Origin of the sequence: Neomoorella sulfitireducens (genome assembly GCF_024733845.1) — a bacterium.
Taxonomy (GTDB): domain Bacteria; phylum Bacillota; class DSM-521; order Neomoorellales; family Neomoorellaceae; genus Neomoorella; species Neomoorella sulfitireducens.
On the sequence record NZ_JANRHG010000002.1, the window covers coordinates 161,508 to 180,887 of the forward strand.

Genomic DNA, 19,380 nt, shown 5'->3' on the forward strand with positions numbered 1-19,380 from the left:
CTATAATTGCATAGCATTTTATTCCGGGGGACCCAGGACAAACATGGCCAGGGGTTCAAACAACTTTATCAGTGCCTCCGAAGGAAAGAATATTTTATGCCCCAGGGACCAGGGAACCCCCAGGGCCAGCCCCATGAGGGAGAGGACGGCAAAAGCGAGTAATTCCCGCCAGGCCCGGCGCCGGACCAGGGGCGGGACATCCAGGATGAAGATAATGGTATATACAACCACTAAAATGAACAAACCTGCCATTAAGGCACTCCTTACATAGCAAGTCTCAGAAGGGAGCCGGTTGCTTTAACTACTAGCGCGCCCCGGGCTGCCAGGGACGACCTGTCATCCCAGTACGTCTTAATTTAGCTTCGACATTGATGGTAACAGGCAGCTTTTTAAATTCTTCGTTCCAGCGTCCTTGTAGCTGGCGCCACAGTTCAGGTTGTTGGCGATGGAGGGCGCTGCCAAAGCCGAAAACATCAGTTCCCACCATCTTAGCCTGATTCAGGGCACTGCTAATTTCAGCCGTAATCTGAGCTGCCATCTGGCTTTCTAGCGATTTAATGGCCTCTTCCCTGGTAAAGTCCAGGTTGCACTGCTGTTCCAGAAGCTCGCCCTCCACCCTTAGCTTGATCTTACCCCGGAGCTGGCCCCCTTGCATGTCGACACTGACTTCTGCATGGGCTTCAGTTATATCTACGGCAACCTTGGTATTATTTTCCTGGCAACGTAACGCCAGTACGGCCCGTCTCACTTTATTGCGCACCCAGGCCCAGCCGCGGGCCTGATCTTTATCCAGCCACTCCACCAGTTTGTCGTGGTAAAAAAGGCCGGCGCCGTTGAGGCGCACCGTTCTTACCGTTCTAGGTTCCTCTACCCGTCCAGTTGTCCCTCCAGTTTCCAGGGAACCACCGCTGCTTGACGATGCACCCGTGCCAATAAGGGGCGGGAACGGCTGGGGACTGAGCTCCAGTACCGGCAGGACAGTGGTTCCCGCTCCATTGGTTAAATCAAAAAAAACGTCGTTAACATTAGGAATAAAACCGTAACCACTGCTCTGCACCCACTTGCGGAGACCGCTTATTTCCTTGCCCAGGGTTGTTTCTATGTCCCCCTGGGCTTTTATTAATACCTCCCGTGCCGGCCCCCGGGTAAGCAGGATCAAGGTCGTGCGGCGCAATTCCGGATGCCGGTCAATAAAATCGAGTAACTCTCTCAGGCCCTGGCGGGCCATTTCTTCTCCTACCAGTACCGCGTTAGTATGGGCAAGATAAACCCGGCGGGGGAGGCCGGTGGTAATTTGCCGGCAGGCGGATATAAGGGTTTCTCCCCTGCCACTGCGGAGGGTGGCCTGGCGATGAGGTAAAGTTCCCCCTCCCCCCCTTTCACCCCCACCGGTAGCACCTGGCCGGACGAATTCATAGGTTAAAAGACGCTGCTCTCCTGCCAGGTCTACCGCCATGCTGGACAGGAAGGCCAGTTCATTTATCTCCCGGCGATCCCAGCAGCCGCTCAAGAACAGGGCCATCAAAAGGGCTACCAGGCCAAGGGTTACGTATAAAAAATAATTGCTCCCGGCTTTAGAAACCAATATACCACTTCCCAGTCGATCTCGCCATTAAACGCCATAAGGCCTCTCTGGCAGTTAATTTATCTCTTCCTCGCCAGCTTCCCCATCTTTTTTCTCCTCTTTTTCCTGCCTGTAACGCTTTTCCCATTGCCTTCACCCAACTGCGTTTCCAGTTCATCACGGGCATTTTTATCTCTAGCTGTAATAAAAGGGTGCAGGCCTGGTTTTATACGCCGCAAATCTCGCCAGCCGGTTAGTACGGGCCGCCAGAGCATGGCCCACCAGGGCACCCTGACCACCAGGTCTTTTTGCGCTTCCCAAATAAATGGTGCCAGGGGGCTGAGATAAGGCTCACCAAAACTCCTCAGGCTCACCAGGTGGATTAAAATTACCAGCAAGCCGGCAAAAATGCCAAGCAGGCCCAAAAAACCGGCTAAAAAAACCATCGGCAAGCGGAGCATCCTCACGGCCTGGCTGAGGCCAAAAGTAGGTATAGTAAACGAAGCGATGGCTGTAGCGGCAATAACAATAACCATTGCCGCCGACATCAACCCTGCCCGGACGGCTGCTTCACCGATAACAAGGGCTCCTACGATGCTGATCGCCGGGCCAATGGCCCGGGGCAACCTTATGCCGGCTTCAATGAGAATTTCAAAGAGTACCTGCATGATTAAAGCTTCAACAACGGCCGGGTACGGCACCAGTTCACGCTGGGCAGCGATAGAAATTGCCAGGGGAGTAGGAATCATTTCCTGGTGAAAGGTAGTCAAAGCTACATAAAGGGACGGCAGTAGCAGGGCGATAAATATTCCTAAAAAGCGGAACAGGCGAACCCCTATACTTAAAGGCCAGCGCTCATAATAATCGTCCGGGGCATGCAACTGGGATACCAGGCTGCCCGGGAGGATCAGGGCAAAGGGTGTACCATCAGTCAGGACGGCTATCCTGCCTTCTAATAAATCGGCAACCAGTTTATCCGGCCTCTCCGTGCGGTTAAGCTGGGGAAAGGGAGAATGGGGAGCGTCTTCAATAAGTTCCTCAATATAGCCGCTTTCCAGGATACCGTCAATATCAATGCGCTGCAAACGGCGGCGGAGTTCTTCAAGAATTCCCCTTAATACCAGTCCTTCCAGGTAACAGATAACCACCTTGGTGTGGGTGCGCCGGCCCAGGTTCATAGATTCAAAACGGAGTTCGGGCGTGCGCAGCCGCCGCCTGATGAGAGAGATATTCGTTGCTAAATTTTCAGCAAATCCCTCGCGGGGGCCACGGATACTAACTTCATTGACAGGTTCTTCTACCGGCCTTTTTTCCCAACCTTCTATACTGAGCAGCAGGCATCGGTTGTAACCTTCAACTATTAAAACTGCCTTGCCGTCCAGCAAGCCGGCGATTATCTTTGACCACAGCCGCTCTTCTTGAAGATCGCCGATGGTTAACCTGGCACGGATCAACCGGCTAAATTTTGCCTCGTCCCCCGGTAGCGATACTGCCTGCAAGGCTAACAGGGAACGCAGGATATCCCGCTGGACTACATCCCGGTCGATCAGGGTTTCCAGGTAAACCAGCGCCAGTTTGTTACCTGGCAGTTCTATCTCTCTAATCACCAGATCTTCACTCTGGCCAAAGGTTTTTTTAAGGTAATCAATGTTAGCTTCAAGCCTGGTAGTTATCAGCAGGGCGTGTTCGTTTGAAGTTTGCTTGCCGGGGGTGGCTTGGCGCCATAAACGGTGCCATATCCAGAGCAAAGCCAGCACCTTCTCTAGCCAAAATTGTGGAACTTGATGGAACTAGTATGAAACCCGGTATGGCTTTATATACCAAGAGCAGTTGTATATTTTCCCTTTAAGTGGAAATATTAGTTAGGAAATACTGGCTGGTCGTCAGGAGGAATAACCGTGGGTGAAAAAGGCAGGATATCTCTCTGGCAATTTTTTATGCTGGTTACCGGGTTCCTTATTGGTACCTCTACCCTGATCGTCCCTGTCGGGCCGGCCAAACAGGACGCCTGGATATCTTATCTTCTAGCGGGAACCCTGGGCCTGGGTGCGGCCTATTGCTATACTGCCCTCGGCCGGCGTTTCCCGCGAGAATCACCGGTGCAATATGCCTCCCGGGTTTTGGGGCGATGGCTGGGAACCTGCTTGAATATTATTTTTCTCTGGTACGCCCTGCACCTGGCGGCCCTGGTTTTGCGTAACGTTGTTGATTTATACAAGCTGATCGTTTTGCCCCAAACGCCAATGGAAATTGTTGCCGGGGTTTTTGCCGGCCTGGCTGCCTACGCCGTTCGCCTGGGGATAGAAGTCCCGGCCCGGATTGGTGAACTGCTACTTCCTTTTATTATCGTTGCCATTTTAGTTCTCACCGCCCTGGCTGTATCGGTCCCGGGACTGGTTCACTGGGAAGCCCTCCTCCCGGTTATGGAAAGGGGGCCGCTGCCTGTCCTGCGCGGGGTCTACCCGGCCTTTGTCTTTCCCTTTGGCGAGACCGTTTTCTTTTTGGTTCTTTTACCTTTTTTAACCGAACCCAAAAAAAGCTTTGCTCCCTTCGCCCGGGCCGTAATCATAGCGTCATTGCTCACCACGCTGGTACTGGTGCGTAACATCATCGTCCTGGGCGCTTCCGAAACGGCACGCATTAATTTCCCCAGCCTTATAGCCATCCAGATGATTAATATTGGCGACTTTTTGCAACGCCTGGAACCGGTCATCATTTTCGTCTGGAGCTTTACCATTTTATTGAAACTAGCTATTGTCTACTATACCTTTACCCTGGGCACGGCCCAGCTTTTAGGCCTCCGGGATTACCGCCCCCTTGTGCTGCCGGCAGGCCTTCTGCTAACCTTTTTAACTATGAGCCTCTATGAAAATTTTTCCCAAATGTTAATCTTTGCCGGTCGCGCCTTCCCGTTTTATTTCCTCCCTGCTTACCTGATCTACCCGGCCTCGCTGCTCCTGGTAGCTAAAATACGCAACATTAAAGGGTAAGACTACTGCTAGCAAGTACATAATTCCCTGCTTGTAACGGCACAATATTGCGGGGTGATTAAAATGAGCCACAAAAAGGATAATGACCGGCTGCGGACGGAAAGACAGCTCGACAAATTGAAGTGGGAAACGGCCAAAGAATTGGGCCTGGAAGATGACCTGGGCAACGCTGGCGATGAGTTGACCACCGGGGAAGCCGGTAAAATCGGCGGCAATATGGTGCGCAAACTGGTGAAGGCGGGGGAAAAGGCCCTGGCGGAAGAAGGCGAGCGTAAAGCCCGTTTAAACCTGCAGGATGAGCTGTAGCCGGCCAAGCCGGCTTTTTTTGTCATGTGCCATCAGGTAAAAAAAATATGCCTCCCGGCATAAAGTTTAGAAGGAAGCAAACTTCCGGGAGGGATGGCCATGCTCACGGAAAGCATGGAAGATTACCTGGAGATGATCTACAGGTTAATCCAGGAAAAAGGTTATGTCCGGGCCGTCGACCTGGCGGAAGCCCTGAACGTCCAACCCTCATCGGTGACCAGGATGATCCAGAAACTCCACGAAGAAGGCTTTATCCACTACGAAAAGTACCGCCACATCGCCCTTACGGATAAAGGTAAGCGGCTGGGGTATTTCCTGGTCTGGCGCGATGCCGTGCTGAAAGAGTTTTTAACCCTCCTCAACGCCCGGGTAGGGGTTGAAGAACAGGTAGAAGGCATCGAGCATTACATCACGCCGCCTACCATGTGCCTGTTTCGTAACCTGGTCCTGTATTTCCGCGCCCATCCCGAAAGCCTGGAAGAGGTCCAGGCCATGAGCAGGCTTAACAAGTACCCGGAAGGAGAAAAGCTGGAGGATCTCAGGGCCTGGCTGTTTCGCCACAGCAGCGACTAGGGAGCGTTAACCCCCAAGCTTGGCTCCTAATAGACCTGCCAGCAGCTTTACCAGGAAGCAGGCAGCAAGGCCCATGGCCGTCGGAATTACAGCCGCCAGGAGGGGCCACTTAAGGCTTTTTGTTTCTTTATAAATAGTCAGCAGGGTGGTTCCGCAGGGCCAGTGCAGCAGGGAAAAGAGCATAACATTCAGGGCGGTAACCCAGGTCCACCCGTTTCCCACCAGGATTTCTCCCAAAGCGGCCAGGCTATCCACCTCGGTGAGCATGCCTGTTGAGAGGTAACTCATCAACAGGATGGGAAGGACGATCTCATTAGCCGGCAGGCCCAGGACAAAAGCCAGGAGAATGTAGCCATCCAGGCCCACAGTTTTTCCTAAGGGCTGGAGCCAACCGGTAAGATGGGCGATAATGCTTAAATCATCCAGATGGACATTGGCCAGCACCCAGGTCAAAGCGCCGGCCGGCGCAGCCACCAGGGCTGCTCTGGCCAGCACATAGATGGTCCGGTCCAGGATAGAGCGGGCAATTACCTGTAACACCTGGGGCGGCCGGTAAGGGGGCAGTTCCAGGACAAAGAAGGAAGGCACCCCTTTCAGGATGGTGCGGGAGAGCAGCCATGATGTGAAAAACATCAGTATAATTCCCAGCCCGACAATGCCGGTGACGGTGAGGGCGGCCAGTACTGTCCCGGATACCGTGGTGAGGAAACCGCCCATAAAGATGCCGGCCAGGGTAATCAGCGTGGGAAAACGGCCGTTGCAGGGGGAAAAATTATTGGTCAGGATGGCAAGGAGCCGTTCCCGGGGAGAATCAATGATGCGACAGCCGACGACGCCGGCAGCATTGCAGCCAAAGCCCATACACATGGTCAGGGCCTGCTTGCCGTGGGCGCCGGCCTTTTTAAAGAAATTATCCAGGTTAAAGGCGATGCGCGGGAGATAACCCAGGTCCTCCAGCAAGGTAAACATAGGAAAGAAGATGGCCATGGGCGGTAGCATAACTGCAACTACCCAGGCCAGGGTACGGTACATGCCTAGGACCACAATGCCATGTAGCCATTCAGGGGCGCCCAGGCGGTAAAATAATCCAGAAAGCATATCCTGGAAAGCAAAGAATAAATTGGCCAAAAGGGTAGAGGGATAATCGGCGCCCTCCAGCGTCAGCCAGAAAACAAAGGCCAGTAAGGCCAGCATGATGGGGTAGCCCCAGACCCTGGAGGTTAAAATGGCATCTAGCCGCTGGTCAAGATCCCAACGCGCCTTCGCGTTTTTTTCGACGGCCCGGAAAGCAATGGCTTCCGCCCGGGCATAGAGGACCGTTACCATCCGGTCGCGGTAAGACGCCGTCATACCACCGGCCAGGTGCCGGGCCGCATCAAAAACCTGATTTGTTTTCCGGCCGGGCATTAGGCCAGCACCTCTTTTAACTGCAACTTTACCCCAGGATCATCTAACTCCCTACCTAAAAACTCCTGGATTCCCTCGATCAGGGTAGCGTCGCCTTCCAGCAGGCGCAGGGCCACCCAGCGGGCATTGAGCCGGCCCCTTAATAGAGGTTGCAATTGCCTTGCCAGGCGGCCGGCAGCCGCTTCAATAGCGGCATCATAAACTATGGGAGTGGGAACCGGATGCAGGGTGCCCGTAGCCACGGCGGCGATTACATCTTTCAGCCGGGCCAGGCCTTCCCCCTTCCTGGCTGCCGTCGGCACCACCGGTAGTCCCAGCTCGCCAGCCAGAGCCGGGACGTCAATAACTATTTTTTTCCGCCGGGCTTCATCCATAAGATTCAGGCAGACTACCACTTTACTCGTTACTTCCGTAACCTGGAGGACCAGGTTGAGGTGGCGTTCCAGGCAGGTGGCGTCGACCACCACCACCGTAACGTCGGGCCTGCCGAAGCAGATAAAATCCCGGGCTACCTGTTCCTCTACGGAACTGGCCAATAAGGAATAGGTGCCGGGAAGGTCCACCAGGGTAAAGCTATGCCCCTGGTGGGTAAATTTACCCCGGGCCTGGAGAACAGTTTTTCCCGGCCAGTTGCCGGTATGCTGTTTTAAGCCCGTCAGGGCATTGAAAACCGTACTTTTGCCGGCATTGGGATTACCGGCCAGGGCAACTACGTAGCCGTTACTCCCGTCCGGGAGAAAGTTTTCCTGTAATGTAGAAAAACCAGTCGCCTGTCTTGTGAGCCCCATGCCAGTCATTCTCCTTTTATACCGGCCGCACCAAAACCTGCCGGCTTTCTTCCCGCCGCAGGGCAATGGCAGCCCCGCGGATGAAAAAGGCGGTAGGATCACCGCTGGGACTGCGGCGTAAGGCTACCACCCTGGTACCCGGTACCAGCCCAAGATCCATGAGGCGGCGCCGGGTCAGGCCCCGTGCCTGCAAGGAAACAACTTCCCCGGTACTGCCCGGCTTGAGGTCGCTGAGGCTGGTAACTGCCCCCATTGTTATTTTCCTCTTCTTACCTGAGTATTCTGCGCCTATCTCCTCGATGGGAAACTCCCTGTTGCCAGGAGCACACATTTTTGCCTGCCTCCCAAACCCTTGCCGTTCGGCAAGTTTCTGATATCAGGCTATGCCGCCTGCAGGCCAGGTGTTCCCCCTTTGCTTAAAATCGATAACAACAGCCACAAAAAGCTTAAACAAAAAGCCCCCGGGATTACCCGAAGGCCGGATTACTTTAAGAAAGTTATTTTCCCGTCTTATTTCCTGTAATTACCTCTATTACCAGGAGACGACCGCGGTCTTTGAGGACCTTCACTTCTTTATCCGGTTTAACGCCTGCCGCCAGCAGGAGGTCCAGGGCGCGGCCGCTTATTCCCGGCTCCAGCTCCAGGGCCAAACCGCACAGGGAACTAACTTCCCTTGGCATGGGTATGAGCCGCCCTTGCAGCCCTGCTCCCTGGACGATTTTTTCCGCCTTCAGGGCATAATAGGTGGAAGGAAAAGTTAACAATACCACCAGGTCAGGCATCTCGCACCACCTCTATCAATTCCCGTATCGCGGCCAGGGTGGCCTCGATTTCGGCCGGGGTATTAAAGTAACCCGGGCTTAGCCGCAAGGTACCTGTGGCCAGGGTACCGATGGTCCGGTGTGCCAGGGGGGCGCAGTGGAGCCCCGAACGGGTTACAATTTCATAATGCTCGGCCAGCCAGGCGCCGGCCTCCCCCGCCCCAATGCCGCGAATATTGATTGATACCACCGCCACCCGTCTTTCCGCCGCCGGGCCGTAAACAGTTACTTCCGGCATTTGCCGCAAACCTTCTAAAAGCATGCCGGTAAGCATCAGGGTGTGCCGGCGGATCTCTTCCAGGCCGGTTTCTTGGATAAATTTTACCCCCGCCCCAAGGGCGGCAATGGCCGGGGCATTTATAGTACCGCTTTCATATTTATCGGGCATTATTTCCGGCTGGCCCGGCAATTCCGAATTGCTTCCCGTTCCGCCGTAAATGAGGGGGTTAACGGTATCCGGGTAGCGGATATAAAGGCCGCCGGTCCCAGGAGGGCCCAGGAGCCCCTTGTGGCCGGTAAAGGCCAGCAGGGTAATACCTGCTGCCTCGACATCAATGGGAATTTCCCCGGCCGTCTGGGCCGTATCTACCAGGTACTGGAGGTGATGGCGGCGGGCGATCTCCCCCACTTCAAAAATGGGCATGATGGTACCGGTGACATTAGAGGCATGGGTGAGGCAGATGAGCCTGGTGCGCGGTTCAACGGCTTTTTCTACCGCCCGGGGATCCAGGGTGCCATCGGCGGCACACGGTATGATGGTAAAATCGACGCCCATCTTTTTCAGGGCATATAAGGGGCGGACCACAGCGTTATGCTCCATACTGCTGATAATGACATGATCGCCCGCTTCCAGCAGTCCCTGGAGGGCCAGGTTCAAAGCTGCAGTAGCATTGCATGTAAAAACTACGTTTTCCGGTTCGCGGATGTTAAAAAAGGAAGCCAGCAATTCCCTGGTTTCCAGGACGGCCATGGCGGCATCAAGGGACCCTCTATTGATCCCGCGGTTAACGCTGCCCACCAGCTGGCGCAAAGAGGTGTCAGCCTTCTGATAGACGCCCTCCGGCTTGGGCCAGGAAGTGGCGGCATTGTTCAGGTAAATCATAAGCTATTTTTGACGCTCCTCCTCCCGGCCGTAAAGGCCGGGTTATTTCCGGCTATACTACCTGCTGTCATATAATAATATTCTTTTTTTCCCGCGGATACCCTGTATACATAATATAACTTTTTCTTATAAGTTTTTTTCAGTAAGGCGGCTCGGAGATAATCCCGGGGGATGGCTCACTTCAAGACGGGTAGGGACTGGTATAAAAAAACTCTCTTGCTTCAAACTAAGCCCGGGGGTAAATTACATGCTGGACAAATACGGCCGTCTTGAAAAGGTCATTAAAGTTTACAGCCGCCAGCCCGGGCAGCTTATCCGCATTCTCCAACAAGCCCAGGAGATCTTTGGTTATATCTCGTCCGAAGTCCAGGCCTACCTGGCAGCCAGGCTTAATATTCCCCTGGCGGAGATTGCCGGCGTAGTATCCTTTTATTCCCTCTTTAACTCCGAACCCAAGGGTAAGTACACCATCAGCATCTGCCTTGGTACGGCCTGCTATGTCAAGGGCTCCCAGGAAATTTTCCAGGCCTTTAAAAACGAACTGGAACTTGACGACGACGATACCACCCCGGACGGGTTATTCACCCTGCGGTCCACCCGTTGCATGGGAGCCTGTGGCCTGGCGCCGGTGGTGGCCGTCAATGATGACATCTATGGCCAGGTTAAAACCGGCGATGTAACCGGCGTTATATCTCGCTACCGGGAAAAGGAGCCAGCAGATGATTACGAGCGCCAGCGACCTTTTGCACATCCGGCAACAGCACCTTCCCCTCATTGAGGCCCGCCTGGGCAGGGAAGAAGCTGCCGGGGAGCATCAAATACTGGTCTGCGCCGGTACCGGCTGCAGCTCTTCCGGAAGCCACGGCCTGCGCGAGGAGTTAAAAAAGCAGGTGGAGGCCCACCAGCTCCAAGAAAAAGTAAAAATTATCAAGACCGGCTGCTTTGGTTTTTGCAAACTGGGCCCCATTGCCGTAGTCTACCCGGAAGGCATCTTTTACTGCCGGGTCCGGAAGGAGGACGCCGCCGACCTGGTCAAGGGTTTGGCTTCCGGCCAGGTAATTACTCGCCTCCTTTATCGTGACCCGGCCACCGGGCAACATGCCCGGCGCATGAAGGAAATCCATTTCTTCCAGGCCCAGCACCGCATCGCCTTACGCAACTGCGGCCTCATCAACCCGGAGGATATAAACGAGTACATTGCCCGCGACGGTTACCAGGCCCTGGCTGAAGCCCTGTCGCGCCAGCCAGAAGAGATCATCGCCGCCATCAGCGCCTCGGGTTTACGGGGGCGCGGCGGGGCCGGGTTTCCTACGGGTCGCAAGTGGGAGCTGACGGCCGCGGCCCCGGCCCGGCCCAGGTATGTGGTCTGCAACGCCGACGAGGGGGATCCCGGTGCTTTCATGGACCGCAGCATCCTGGAGGGCGATCCCCACAGTGTCCTGGAAGGGATGGCTATCGCCGGCTACGCTACCGGTGCCCGGCAGGGCTATGTCTATGTCCGGGCCGAGTATCCTATCGCCGTCGACCGCCTGGAAAGGGCCATCCGCCAGGCGCGCCGCGCCGGCCTCCTGGGGGATAACATTCTCGGTACAGGGTTTTCTTTTAACATTGAGATCCGCCTGGGAGCCGGGGCCTTCGTGTGTGGCGAAGAAACGGCACTCCTTCGCTCCATCGAGGGTCGCCGGGGTGAACCGCGGCCACGGCCGCCCTACCCGGCCCAGGCCGGCCTCTGGGGCAAGCCTACCGTGGTCAATAACGTCGAAACCCTGGCCAACGTACCGGTGATTATCCGTAAAGGTGCGGAATGGCACGCCTCCTTCGGCACCAAAGGCAGCAAAGGCACCAAGGTCTTCTCCCTGGCCGGCAGTATCAACAACACCGGCCTCATCGAAGTGCCCATGGGCACCACCCTGCGGGAGATAATTTTTGGCATCGGCGGTGGTATTCCTGGCGGGAAAAAGTTTAAAGCCGTGCAGACGGGCGGTCCTTCCGGGGGTTGCCTCCCGGAGGAGATGCTGGATACACCTGTTGACTATGAAGCCCTAACTGCTGCCGGCTCTATTATGGGCTCCGGCGGGCTTATCATCATGGATGAAAGCGACTGCATGGTAGATATTGCCCGCTTTTACCTGGAGTTTTCCCAGGACGAGTCCTGCGGCCGCTGCACTCCCTGCCGCGTGGGAACTAAACGCCTCCTGGAGATCTTAAAGCGCATTACTTCCGGAGAGGGCACCATGGATGATCTCAAACTACTGGAAGACTTGAGCCACGACGTTAAAGAGGCCTCCCTCTGCGGCCTGGGCCAGACGGCGCCCAACCCCATCCTTTCTACCCTGCGGTATTTCCGCCACGAGTACGAGGCCCACGTCCGGGATAAATACTGCCCGGCCGGGGTGTGCCGCAATTTAACGCGTCGACCAGTTCTTCACTAAACCCGTGCCCGAGAGTAAGCCCCAGATCGCTTCGTGAGGATTTTGTGCGAGCGCAAACCAAGCCATGGTAAAGGAGCAATCTTATGCCTGCTGACAAATTCACCTTCGAACCAGTTTCCCCCGTTGGCCGGGAGGAAGACGCCACCCGCCCCGTCGCAAGGAAAAAGGTACGCTTCTGGATTGACGGCCGGGAAGTCGTGGCTGAGGAAGGTATTTCTGTCCTGGAGGCCGCCCACCGGGTGGGGATTGAGATTCCCAGCCTCTGTTACCTGAAAAACATCAATGAGATCGGCGCCTGCCGGGTGTGCATGGTGGAAATAGAGGGTTCCAAAAACCTCCAGGCGGCCTGCGTGTACCCTGTCTCTGCCGGCCTCAAAGTCCGTACCAGCACGCCCCGGGTCCTCCGGGCCCGCCGCACCGTGGTGGAACTCCTGCTCTCCGACCACCACCGGGAGTGCACTAACTGCATCCGCAACCTCAACTGCGAGTTGCAGCACCTTGCCGATACCCTGGGCATCCGCAACATTCGCTTTACCGGCGAAATCTCCAACTATCCAATTTTCAATAAGAACCCTTTTATCGTCCGCGATTATAATAAATGTATTAAATGCCGGCGCTGTGAGGCCATCTGCAGCAAGGTCCAGGAAGTTCATGTCTATTCGGCCCAGAACCGGGGATTTAACACCGTCATTGCCCCATCCTTTATGAAAGACCTTGCCGAAGTCGCCTGTATCACCTGCGGCCAGTGCGTTATCGCCTGCCCCACGGCTTCCCTGGTGGAAAAGGAGTGCATTGATGAAGTCTGGCAGGCCCTGGCAGACCCGGACAAATATGTGGTCGTCCAGACTGCTCCTTCCATCCAGGTTACCCTGGGAGAAGTATTTGGCCTGCCGGTGGGCACTGTAGTTACGGGTAAACTGGTAGCCAGCTTACGACGGCTGGGCTTTGACCGGGTTTTTGCCACCGATTTTACGGCTGATCTGACCATTATGGAAGAGGCCCATGAACTCCTGGAACGGCTGGAAGGCCGCGGCGGGCCCCTCCCTCTCCTCTCCTCCTGCAGCCCGGGGTGGATTAAGTTCTGTGAGCATTTCTACCCGGAATTCATCCCCAACCTGTCTACCTGCAAGTCACCCCATGAAATGTTTGGGGCCATTACCAAGACATATTTCGCTCAGAAAGAAGGCCTGGACCCGAAAAAAATTGTGGTTGTAGCCGTCATGCCCTGCACGGCCAAAAAGTTTGAAGCCAGCCGCCCGGAAATGGGCAGCGGTGAATGGAAGGATGTCGACTTTGTACTGACTACCAGGGAGCTGGCGCGGATGATCCGCCAGGCCGGCCTCAACTTCCGCCAGCTACCGGATGAAGAATACGACACGCCCTTAGGGATAGCCAGCGGCGCCGGCACCATTTTTGGCGCCACCGGCGGCGTTGTTGAAGCAGCCGTCAGGACGGCCTATGCCCTCACCCATGGCCGCGAAATGGGGGTAATCGACTTTGAAGAATTCCGGGGTATCAGCGGCGTCAAAGAAGCCTGGGTGGAATTAAAGAATAGAAAGATCAAGGTGGCCATCGCCCACGGCACCGGCAACGCCCGCAAAATCCTCGATCGCATGAAGGCCGGTGAGCAGTTCGATTACGTCGAAATCATGGCCTGTCCGGGCGGCTGTGTCGGCGGCGGCGGGCAGCCCATCTTTGGCAGCCGGGACCACAAGGAGATCTCCCTGGACTACCGCCACAACCGTGCCGATGCCCTCTACCGCATTGATTACTCCCGCCGCATCCGCCTGTCCCATGAAAACCCAGCGGTGCAGAAAATATACGCCGAGTTTCTGGGCGCGCCCTTGAGCGAGACTGCGAATAAGCTTTTGCATACCCACTACACACCGCGGGGGCCTTTGCCGGGGTATGCGGTAAATCCAGTCCAGTAAATTACGCAATCAGGCAAAGATGCCACGAGCCGGCAAAAAGCCCTGCCACAAAGGCAGGGCTTTTTGCTGCCGCCCCAGGCGGCAGGTACAGAGGAGGTCGTAGTTGCTGGCGCCAGGATGGAAGGAAGAACTGTCGCCCCGGTGTTACTTTATGTAGTCGCCGGGGTAGAGCTGGTACCGGTACTTGTGCCGGCAGGGGCTTCTGGCGTTGTCGGCGTGGTGCTGACCGGCGTTTCAGGTGTTGTGGTGCTGTTACTTTCTTCAATTTCGATGTCGCCACTGCCTTCATCATAATTTACTTCATCTTTAAAGACCTCGCCCAGGAACCTCAAGGGCACAAAAGTACGGTTGCTAATTAATAGAGCCGGAACATCTAAATTTATTTTTGTGCCATTAACGGTTACTTCCGTGCTGCCAGGGATTAGTACTACGGTAATTCCATTTTTGGTTATAGTCACGGCATTTGCCGCCTCATCCCAGTTAACAGCTGCGCCCAGGCCTTCCGTAACCGCCCTGACAGGGATAAGGGTCCGGCCGTCTTTAATCACCGGCGGTACATCAAACTTAATCTCCTTCTTCTTAACCCGGATGCGGCCCTGGAATTTTTCCAATCCGGCGTTTTGGACTTCTTCCCTTACCTGGATTTCTTCCCTTTGCCGCACTTCTTTTTCCAGTTGTTGCTCAGACTGTTGAGAATCATTTTCCTGGGATTCTCCCTGGGCTTCCCGTTCCTGTTCGTTTAACTCATTTTCTTCTTCAATTTTTGCTTCTTCTTGTTCTTCCCTTTCCTGTTCCTGATCTTTCAACTCATCTTCTAGTTTACTATCTTCTTCATGATCATTCCCCGTTCCCAACGCCATCATATACTTATACTTACCGGCCCCATGGTCACTGTTACCATTGCCCGGGCGGGCATAAGCTATCCCGGCTGGCAGGAGTAGGCTGGCTATGGCCAGCATACTGATTAATTTTTTGTACTTCATCCTGCATACCCCCCTATAAAATTTTAGGACAACCCGCAAAAACCGGAGTTGCCCCTGATCGCCAGCAACTTTCCAATTGGCCTATCCGGCAACCCGGCTGCCATGGCCTGTTAAGGCTTTAGGCCCGTGGCTTTGCGCCCCCGCCTTTCGGTCGGGTTCGCCTTTTGCGGTTCTCTAAAATATTCATCGGTACCTTTATTAATTTTTTGACTGTCAGTTGGCAGATTAATTGTAAATAAGCCAGCAAGGTCAACGGTTAACATATTATAACTTACCTAAAATTAATTATAAAACTCCATGGGCAAATCTAGTAAAAAGGGGTATAATTATAATATGTGTTTTGGGGAAGGAAGAGATATCTTTATTTGACACTCCAGGAAACGTCCCGCTCGCCGGAACCACAGCGTAAAGCCGACATCACCTATGACCCGCAAAGTAATTACTGTACCGCCAACAGCCTGCCTCACAGAAGCGCAAAAATTAATGGCAAAATATAAAATTGAGCGTCTGGTGGTTACCAGGGAAAGTAATATTATTGGCATCGTTACCTACGCCCAAATTATGTCTGAATTGGCTAAATATACCGATAGCCTTACCGGGTTAAATAAAGCCGAAATCTTTTACGAAAAGGCCCTGGAGGTATTAAAAGAAGGCCGGGAGATTGCGGTAATCTTCCTGGACTTAGATAACTTCGGCTTCATTAATAAAGAGTACGGCCATATTTACGGCGACAATGTCCTGCGCCAGACTGCTTTAATCTTAAATGGCTTAATCGACAGTAATAAGGAAACTTTATGTCGCTATACCGGGGACGAATTTGCCGCTGTTACTACCAGGCCCCTGGCCGAAGCCGAAAAACTTGCCCGGCAAATGGTCCTGACCCTTGCCAATGAAAACTGGCCCGGGAAAATAAAGGTCGCTATTTCTGCCGGCGTAGCCGGCGGCAGCTGTTCAGAACTACACAGTTCTGCTGAAGACAGTAGTTACATCGTCAAATACCTGGTCAATACGGCCAGCCTAGCTTCAGCCAGAGCCAAAAAACTGAAAAAACCGGTAGTAGCCGTGAAAGCAATTGAGCCAGCTGCCAGACCCGCGCATCTGGGAACTGCGAGCCGGGGGTAAAGGCCTTTAATAAGCCCCAACCGGGCAAAAATTTTACCCGGACTGTCATTTTTCCTTAACCCGGCCCGGGAAGGAGTTTGACCACGTGACGGCTTACCTGGCGCTCCTGGGCTTACAGGTCGACCACCTCGGGTAGTGAAAAGAAAAAACCGGTGAAGATTTATCACCGGCAGAAAAAGATATTTTAGCCTAGCCGGCCCGTATTTCCTGGCGCATAAAGAAGTAATAGGCCAGGGCAAAAATCAGCATGGTGGCAGCGATAAGTCCTACCAGGTGCGGCCAGATGAGGAGCAGGCTCTGGCCCAGGGGCAAGCTTCCCGCTACAGCTCCCTCCAGCTGTTCCACCAATACAGGCCCTAGGGTCCTCACGTCCGGATTAAGGAGAGTTATTGTAGCTTCATCGTAAAGAGTTGTCGTTGAAAGGCGGCCGAGATTTTGTTTTAAGGCAGCGTTGTGCAGGATCCTGGCCGGCGGGGCTTCCTCACTTACCGGGAAGAGGCCGTCGGCAATGAGCCCTGCCAGCATCCCGGCAAAGAGGGCGAAAAAGAGCCATACGGCAATGCCCGCCAGGGCCGAGGTAGCCGTCTGGCGGAACAATAAAGAAAAGAGGAGGGAGACGCTCAACCAGAAGGCAACATAAATAATGGTGATCAGGAGGTAGACAAACAGCCGCCCGATTTCTTCACCGGTGGGAGGAACGCCTAATAACAGCAGTCCCAGCCCGGCAACTAAGAATCCCAGGGCCACTATTACCATAGCGAGGACAGCCAGGCCGGCCAGGAATTTACCGTTGATCACGTCGTCGCGGTAAATTGGCTGGGCAAGGAGACGGCTCAGGGTACGTTTATTATGCTCACCGTTGATGGCATCAAAGCCAAGGGCTAGCCCCAGCAGGGGTCCCAAAAAAGATATAAAAGTAATAAAGGGCGGCAGGGACCCGCCGCTGGTGGTAAAAAGGCGCAGGAAGACAAATTGGGGATCTGCCTCGCCTGCCACCTGGCGGATGTTCTGGGCGGCAACATAAAATGCGCCTATACCGGCCACGGCCACCAGGGATACCAGGATGGTAAACCGGGTACTGCTCAGGTTGTCTGCCAGCTCCTTCTGGAAGACGGTTTTCAGGCCACCGCTGGACCATTGCTGCTGGCGGAACCATGCCAACCAGTCTTTTATACTAGCCTGCCAGCGTTTCATGATATCCCTCCCCCTGGAAGTACTGGCGGTAAATATCATCCAAATCATATCCCCGGGCTCTTAAATACAGGAGGTTATATCCTTTACTTGCAAGGTCGGACGTGAGTTGCGGGCGGATGTCGCAGCCCGCAGCGCAGCATACCCGGATAAATGCACCGCGGCGCTCGGCGGCAGTAACACCCGGGAGGGATCGGAGAACGGAAATCAACTGCTCATTATCTGGCTCAACCTGGAGTTCAATCTCCATGGGCTTGCCGGCCATAACCTGCTGCCCTAGGAGAGCCACAGGCCCTACCGCCAGGAGGCGGCCGCCGACAAAAATCCCCACCCGGTCGCAGATTTGCTGTACCTGGTGCAGGAGATGGGAGGAAAGGAGGACTGTTTTCCCGCCTTCCCTGGCCAGCCTGACAATGAGGGCCAGCAGTTCCCGGACACCCTCGGGATCGATACCCAGGGTAGGCTCATCGAGGATAATAATTGCCGGGTCCTTGACCATGACATCGGCTATGCCCAGCCGCTGGCGCATCCCGCGTGAAAACTCTTTTACTTTACGGCCGGCGTGGCTGCTTAAACCCACATGTTCCAGGCTTAAGATTACGCGCTTCTCAGCTTCTACCGGCGGTATACGGTTAAGCCGAGCAGTATAGAGGAGGTTTTCCCGCGCCGTAAGGTCGTCGTAGAACCCGACATTATCAGGTAAATAGCCAACTACCCGCTTAACCTCAAGGGGTTGGCGGGTGGCGTCAAGCCCCTTCACCAGGGCCTGACCGGACGTCGGCTCGGTCAATCCCAGGAGCATTAATATCGTTGTCGTCTTACCGGCACCATTAGGCCCCAGGAGTCCGAAAATCTCTCCCTCCCTGATTTCCAGGTTGAGGTCCTGGACGGCAGTAATGGAGCCATAGAGCTTGGTAAGGTTGCGGGTGATTATAACTGCTTCCTGTCCTGCCATGGCTATCGCCGCCCGTACTTCCGGAAAGTCCACGCCACAGCACCAACAACGATGAGGACCAGGATTACCCCCACTGCACCCCAAAGGGTCGAGGTTCGCACGCTGACCCGGAAATCGGCATTGGCGCTGGTTTCCTGGGAATCGGCCGAAATGCTCACCACATAATCCCCGGCAATGGCCTTCGAGGACGGTTTGATAAAGGCCGTTACCTGCTGGCTGGAACCTGCAGGCAGCAGGTCGATTTTTTCCGGTTTAAAGGTGACCGCCCAACCGCTGGCTGCAGCGGCAGCAAAGGTGATATTGGCCATATCGGCGCTGCCCGTATTTTTGACTACCAGGGTTACCGGGCTCTCCCTCCCGGCAACAGCGTCGGCGTTCAGGCGCCCCGTGGGAGTTGTCAGTTCCAGGGTGTAGGTGCCGGTGATATTAACCTTGAGGACAACGCCGGCTTTACTGTTCCCCGCCGAGGCCTGGATAGGAATATCGTAAGTGCCGGCCTTGACGTTCTGGGGTGGCTTTACGGTTACATCCAGGCCCTGGCTGTTGCCGGGCTTTAGCGTCAAACTGGCTATCTGCTTGCTGTCATAGGCCGGGCTGAAGGTTACCTGCCAGCCTGGAGGCGCCTGGGCGTCCAGGCTGTAAGAGCGCTCCTGGGCACCGTTGTTGGTCAGATCAACGCGGAACCTGAAGGTGGTGCTGCTGGTCCCGCTTAAAACCGGGTAGTCGGTGGTCATCTTATCACTTCCGGAAGCCACTTCTTTAATGACCACCTGCAACTCAAGGCGGGAGGAGGCGCTGGGCCCGCTGGCCTGGACTACTAAACTGTAGTTCCCGGGTTGAACATCGGCCGGTACTTCGACCTGGAAATCAATGTTGGCCGGTGTATCAGTTCTGGCAAAAGCCTGGCTGACAATCATGCCGCCGCCTTTAAAAAGGGCCTGCCACCCTTTGGGGGCGGAAACAACCTTCAAATCAACTTTCTGGGGTACGCCACTATTGCGTAACTCCAGGGGAAAGATGATGGTTTCTCCCGGTTGGGTTTCAATGCCCGGGAAGGCTGTGGCTAAAAGCAGTCCGTTATCCGCCCCGGCAGAACCTGTAAAGGGGCTAAAGGCCAGGGCAAAGAAAAATAAAAGGGTCGTCAGGACTACATACTGGCGCTGGCGAAACAAAATAATTCCCTCCATCACCGATATTTAATTTATATCTATCATA

19 protein-coding genes and 1 riboswitch are annotated in these 19,380 nt (G+C 54.7%); of the genes, 7 read left to right on the top strand and 12 right to left on the bottom strand.

Annotation, left to right across the window (positions count from 1 at the left end; genetic code table 11):
- Positions 1-18: 18 nt before the first annotated feature.
- The 3 genes from NWF31_RS03655 to NWF31_RS03665 are packed head-to-tail and all read right to left on the bottom strand — an operon-like array spanning position 19 to position 3,312.
- Positions 19-252 carry a hypothetical protein gene (locus NWF31_RS03655; protein WP_258359151.1) on the bottom strand — a complete coding sequence of 78 codons (234 nt, stop codon included), beginning with the start codon at positions 250-252 and terminating at the stop codon, positions 19-21.
- Positions 253-304: 52 nt separating this feature from the next.
- The gene (locus NWF31_RS03660; RefSeq protein WP_258359152.1) at positions 305-1,585 is read right to left on the bottom strand and encodes a Ger(x)C family spore germination protein; all 1,281 of its coding nucleotides are present in this window, start codon (positions 1,583-1,585) and stop codon (positions 305-307) included.
- Between the two features lie 59 nt (positions 1,586-1,644).
- A complete protein-coding gene (locus tag NWF31_RS03665; RefSeq protein WP_258359153.1) occupies positions 1,645-3,312 on the bottom strand; it encodes a spore germination protein in 1,668 nt (555 codons plus the stop codon).
- Positions 3,313-3,462: 150 nt separating this feature from the next.
- Between NWF31_RS03665 and NWF31_RS03670 the strand changes: the two genes are divergently transcribed.
- The 3 genes from NWF31_RS03670 (at position 3,463) to mntR (ending at position 5,433) form a co-directional block, all read left to right on the top strand.
- On the top strand, positions 3,463-4,554 hold the full coding sequence (locus NWF31_RS03670) for a GerAB/ArcD/ProY family transporter (protein ID WP_258359154.1): 1,092 nt from the start codon (positions 3,463-3,465) through the stop codon (positions 4,552-4,554).
- 63 nt (positions 4,555-4,617) lie between these two features.
- Positions 4,618-4,860: an alpha/beta-type small acid-soluble spore protein gene (locus NWF31_RS03675; protein ID WP_258359155.1), complete on the top strand. Its 243-nt coding sequence runs from the start codon at positions 4,618-4,620 to the stop codon at positions 4,858-4,860.
- A gap of 99 nt (positions 4,861-4,959) precedes the next feature.
- On the top strand, positions 4,960-5,433 hold the full coding sequence (mntR, locus tag NWF31_RS03680; RefSeq protein ID WP_258359156.1) for a transcriptional regulator MntR: 474 nt from the start codon (positions 4,960-4,962) through the stop codon (positions 5,431-5,433).
- A gap of 6 nt (positions 5,434-5,439) precedes the next feature.
- Here mntR and NWF31_RS03685 read toward each other — a convergent pair whose 3' ends face one another.
- From NWF31_RS03685 to NWF31_RS03705, 5 genes are all read right to left on the bottom strand, one after another.
- Positions 5,440-6,840 (bottom strand): nucleoside recognition domain-containing protein, encoded by a 1,401-nt coding sequence (locus NWF31_RS03685; RefSeq protein WP_258359157.1) that lies wholly within the window; start codon positions 6,838-6,840, stop codon positions 5,440-5,442.
- Complete coding sequence (locus NWF31_RS03690) at positions 6,840-7,628, bottom strand: FeoB small GTPase domain-containing protein (RefSeq protein WP_258359158.1); 789 nt, start codon at positions 7,626-7,628, stop codon at positions 6,840-6,842. The genes NWF31_RS03685 and NWF31_RS03690 overlap by 1 nt, the downstream gene beginning before the upstream one ends.
- A gap of 16 nt (positions 7,629-7,644) precedes the next feature.
- The gene (locus NWF31_RS03695) at positions 7,645-7,959 is read right to left on the bottom strand and encodes a FeoA family protein (RefSeq protein WP_258359159.1); all 315 of its coding nucleotides are present in this window, start codon (positions 7,957-7,959) and stop codon (positions 7,645-7,647) included.
- Positions 7,960-8,125: 166 nt separating this feature from the next.
- A complete protein-coding gene (locus NWF31_RS03700; RefSeq protein WP_258359160.1) occupies positions 8,126-8,410 on the bottom strand; it encodes a putative Se/S carrier protein in 285 nt (94 codons plus the stop codon).
- Complete coding sequence (locus NWF31_RS03705) at positions 8,403-9,551, bottom strand: aminotransferase class V-fold PLP-dependent enzyme (RefSeq protein ID WP_258359161.1); 1,149 nt, start codon at positions 9,549-9,551, stop codon at positions 8,403-8,405. Before NWF31_RS03705 ends, NWF31_RS03700 begins: the two co-directional genes overlap by 8 nt.
- A 247-nt stretch (positions 9,552-9,798) precedes the next feature.
- Here NWF31_RS03705 and NWF31_RS03710 point away from each other — a divergent pair, with 247 nt between their 5' ends.
- The 3 genes from NWF31_RS03710 to NWF31_RS03720 all read left to right on the top strand — a co-directional run bounded on the left by NWF31_RS03710 (position 9,799) and on the right by NWF31_RS03720 (position 13,914).
- Entirely contained in the window at positions 9,799-10,329 is a 531-nt protein-coding gene (locus NWF31_RS03710) for an NADH-quinone oxidoreductase subunit NuoE family protein (protein ID WP_258359162.1), read from the top strand.
- Entirely contained in the window at positions 10,271-11,983 is a 1,713-nt protein-coding gene (nuoF, locus tag NWF31_RS03715; protein ID WP_277998780.1) for an NADH-quinone oxidoreductase subunit NuoF, read from the top strand. Before NWF31_RS03710 ends, nuoF begins: the two co-directional genes overlap by 59 nt.
- 83 nt (positions 11,984-12,066) lie before the next feature.
- Complete coding sequence (locus NWF31_RS03720; RefSeq protein WP_258359163.1) at positions 12,067-13,914, top strand: NADH-dependent [FeFe] hydrogenase, group A6; 1,848 nt, start codon at positions 12,067-12,069, stop codon at positions 13,912-13,914.
- 149 nt (positions 13,915-14,063) lie between these two features.
- Here the strand turns inward: NWF31_RS03720 and NWF31_RS03725 are convergent, their stop codons facing one another.
- Positions 14,064-14,897: a copper amine oxidase N-terminal domain-containing protein gene (locus NWF31_RS03725; protein WP_258359164.1), complete on the bottom strand. Its 834-nt coding sequence runs from the start codon at positions 14,895-14,897 to the stop codon at positions 14,064-14,066.
- 84 nt (positions 14,898-14,981) lie between these two features.
- Positions 14,982-15,069, bottom strand: a riboswitch (cyclic di-GMP riboswitch).
- A gap of 251 nt (positions 15,070-15,320) precedes the next feature.
- On the opposite strand from NWF31_RS03725, the gene NWF31_RS03730 reads away from it, so the two are divergent.
- On the top strand, positions 15,321-16,019 hold the full coding sequence (locus NWF31_RS03730) for a GGDEF domain-containing protein (protein ID WP_258359165.1): 699 nt from the start codon (positions 15,321-15,323) through the stop codon (positions 16,017-16,019).
- Positions 16,020-16,208: 189 nt separating this feature from the next.
- On the opposite strand, the gene NWF31_RS03735 is transcribed toward NWF31_RS03730, so the two are convergent.
- The 3 genes from NWF31_RS03735 to NWF31_RS03745 are packed head-to-tail and all read right to left on the bottom strand — an operon-like array spanning position 16,209 to position 19,337.
- Positions 16,209-17,213, bottom strand: coding sequence for an ABC transporter permease (locus NWF31_RS03735; RefSeq protein ID WP_258359166.1), 1,005 nt, complete (start codon positions 17,211-17,213; stop codon positions 16,209-16,211).
- Positions 17,194-18,198 (bottom strand): ABC transporter ATP-binding protein, encoded by a 1,005-nt coding sequence (locus tag NWF31_RS03740; protein WP_258359167.1) that lies wholly within the window; start codon positions 18,196-18,198, stop codon positions 17,194-17,196. Before NWF31_RS03740 ends, NWF31_RS03735 begins: the two co-directional genes overlap by 20 nt.
- On the bottom strand, positions 18,168-19,337 hold the full coding sequence (locus NWF31_RS03745) for a COG1470 family protein (RefSeq protein WP_258359168.1): 1,170 nt from the start codon (positions 19,335-19,337) through the stop codon (positions 18,168-18,170). The genes NWF31_RS03740 and NWF31_RS03745 overlap by 31 nt, the downstream gene beginning before the upstream one ends.
- Between the last annotated feature and the right edge of the window lie 43 nt (positions 19,338-19,380).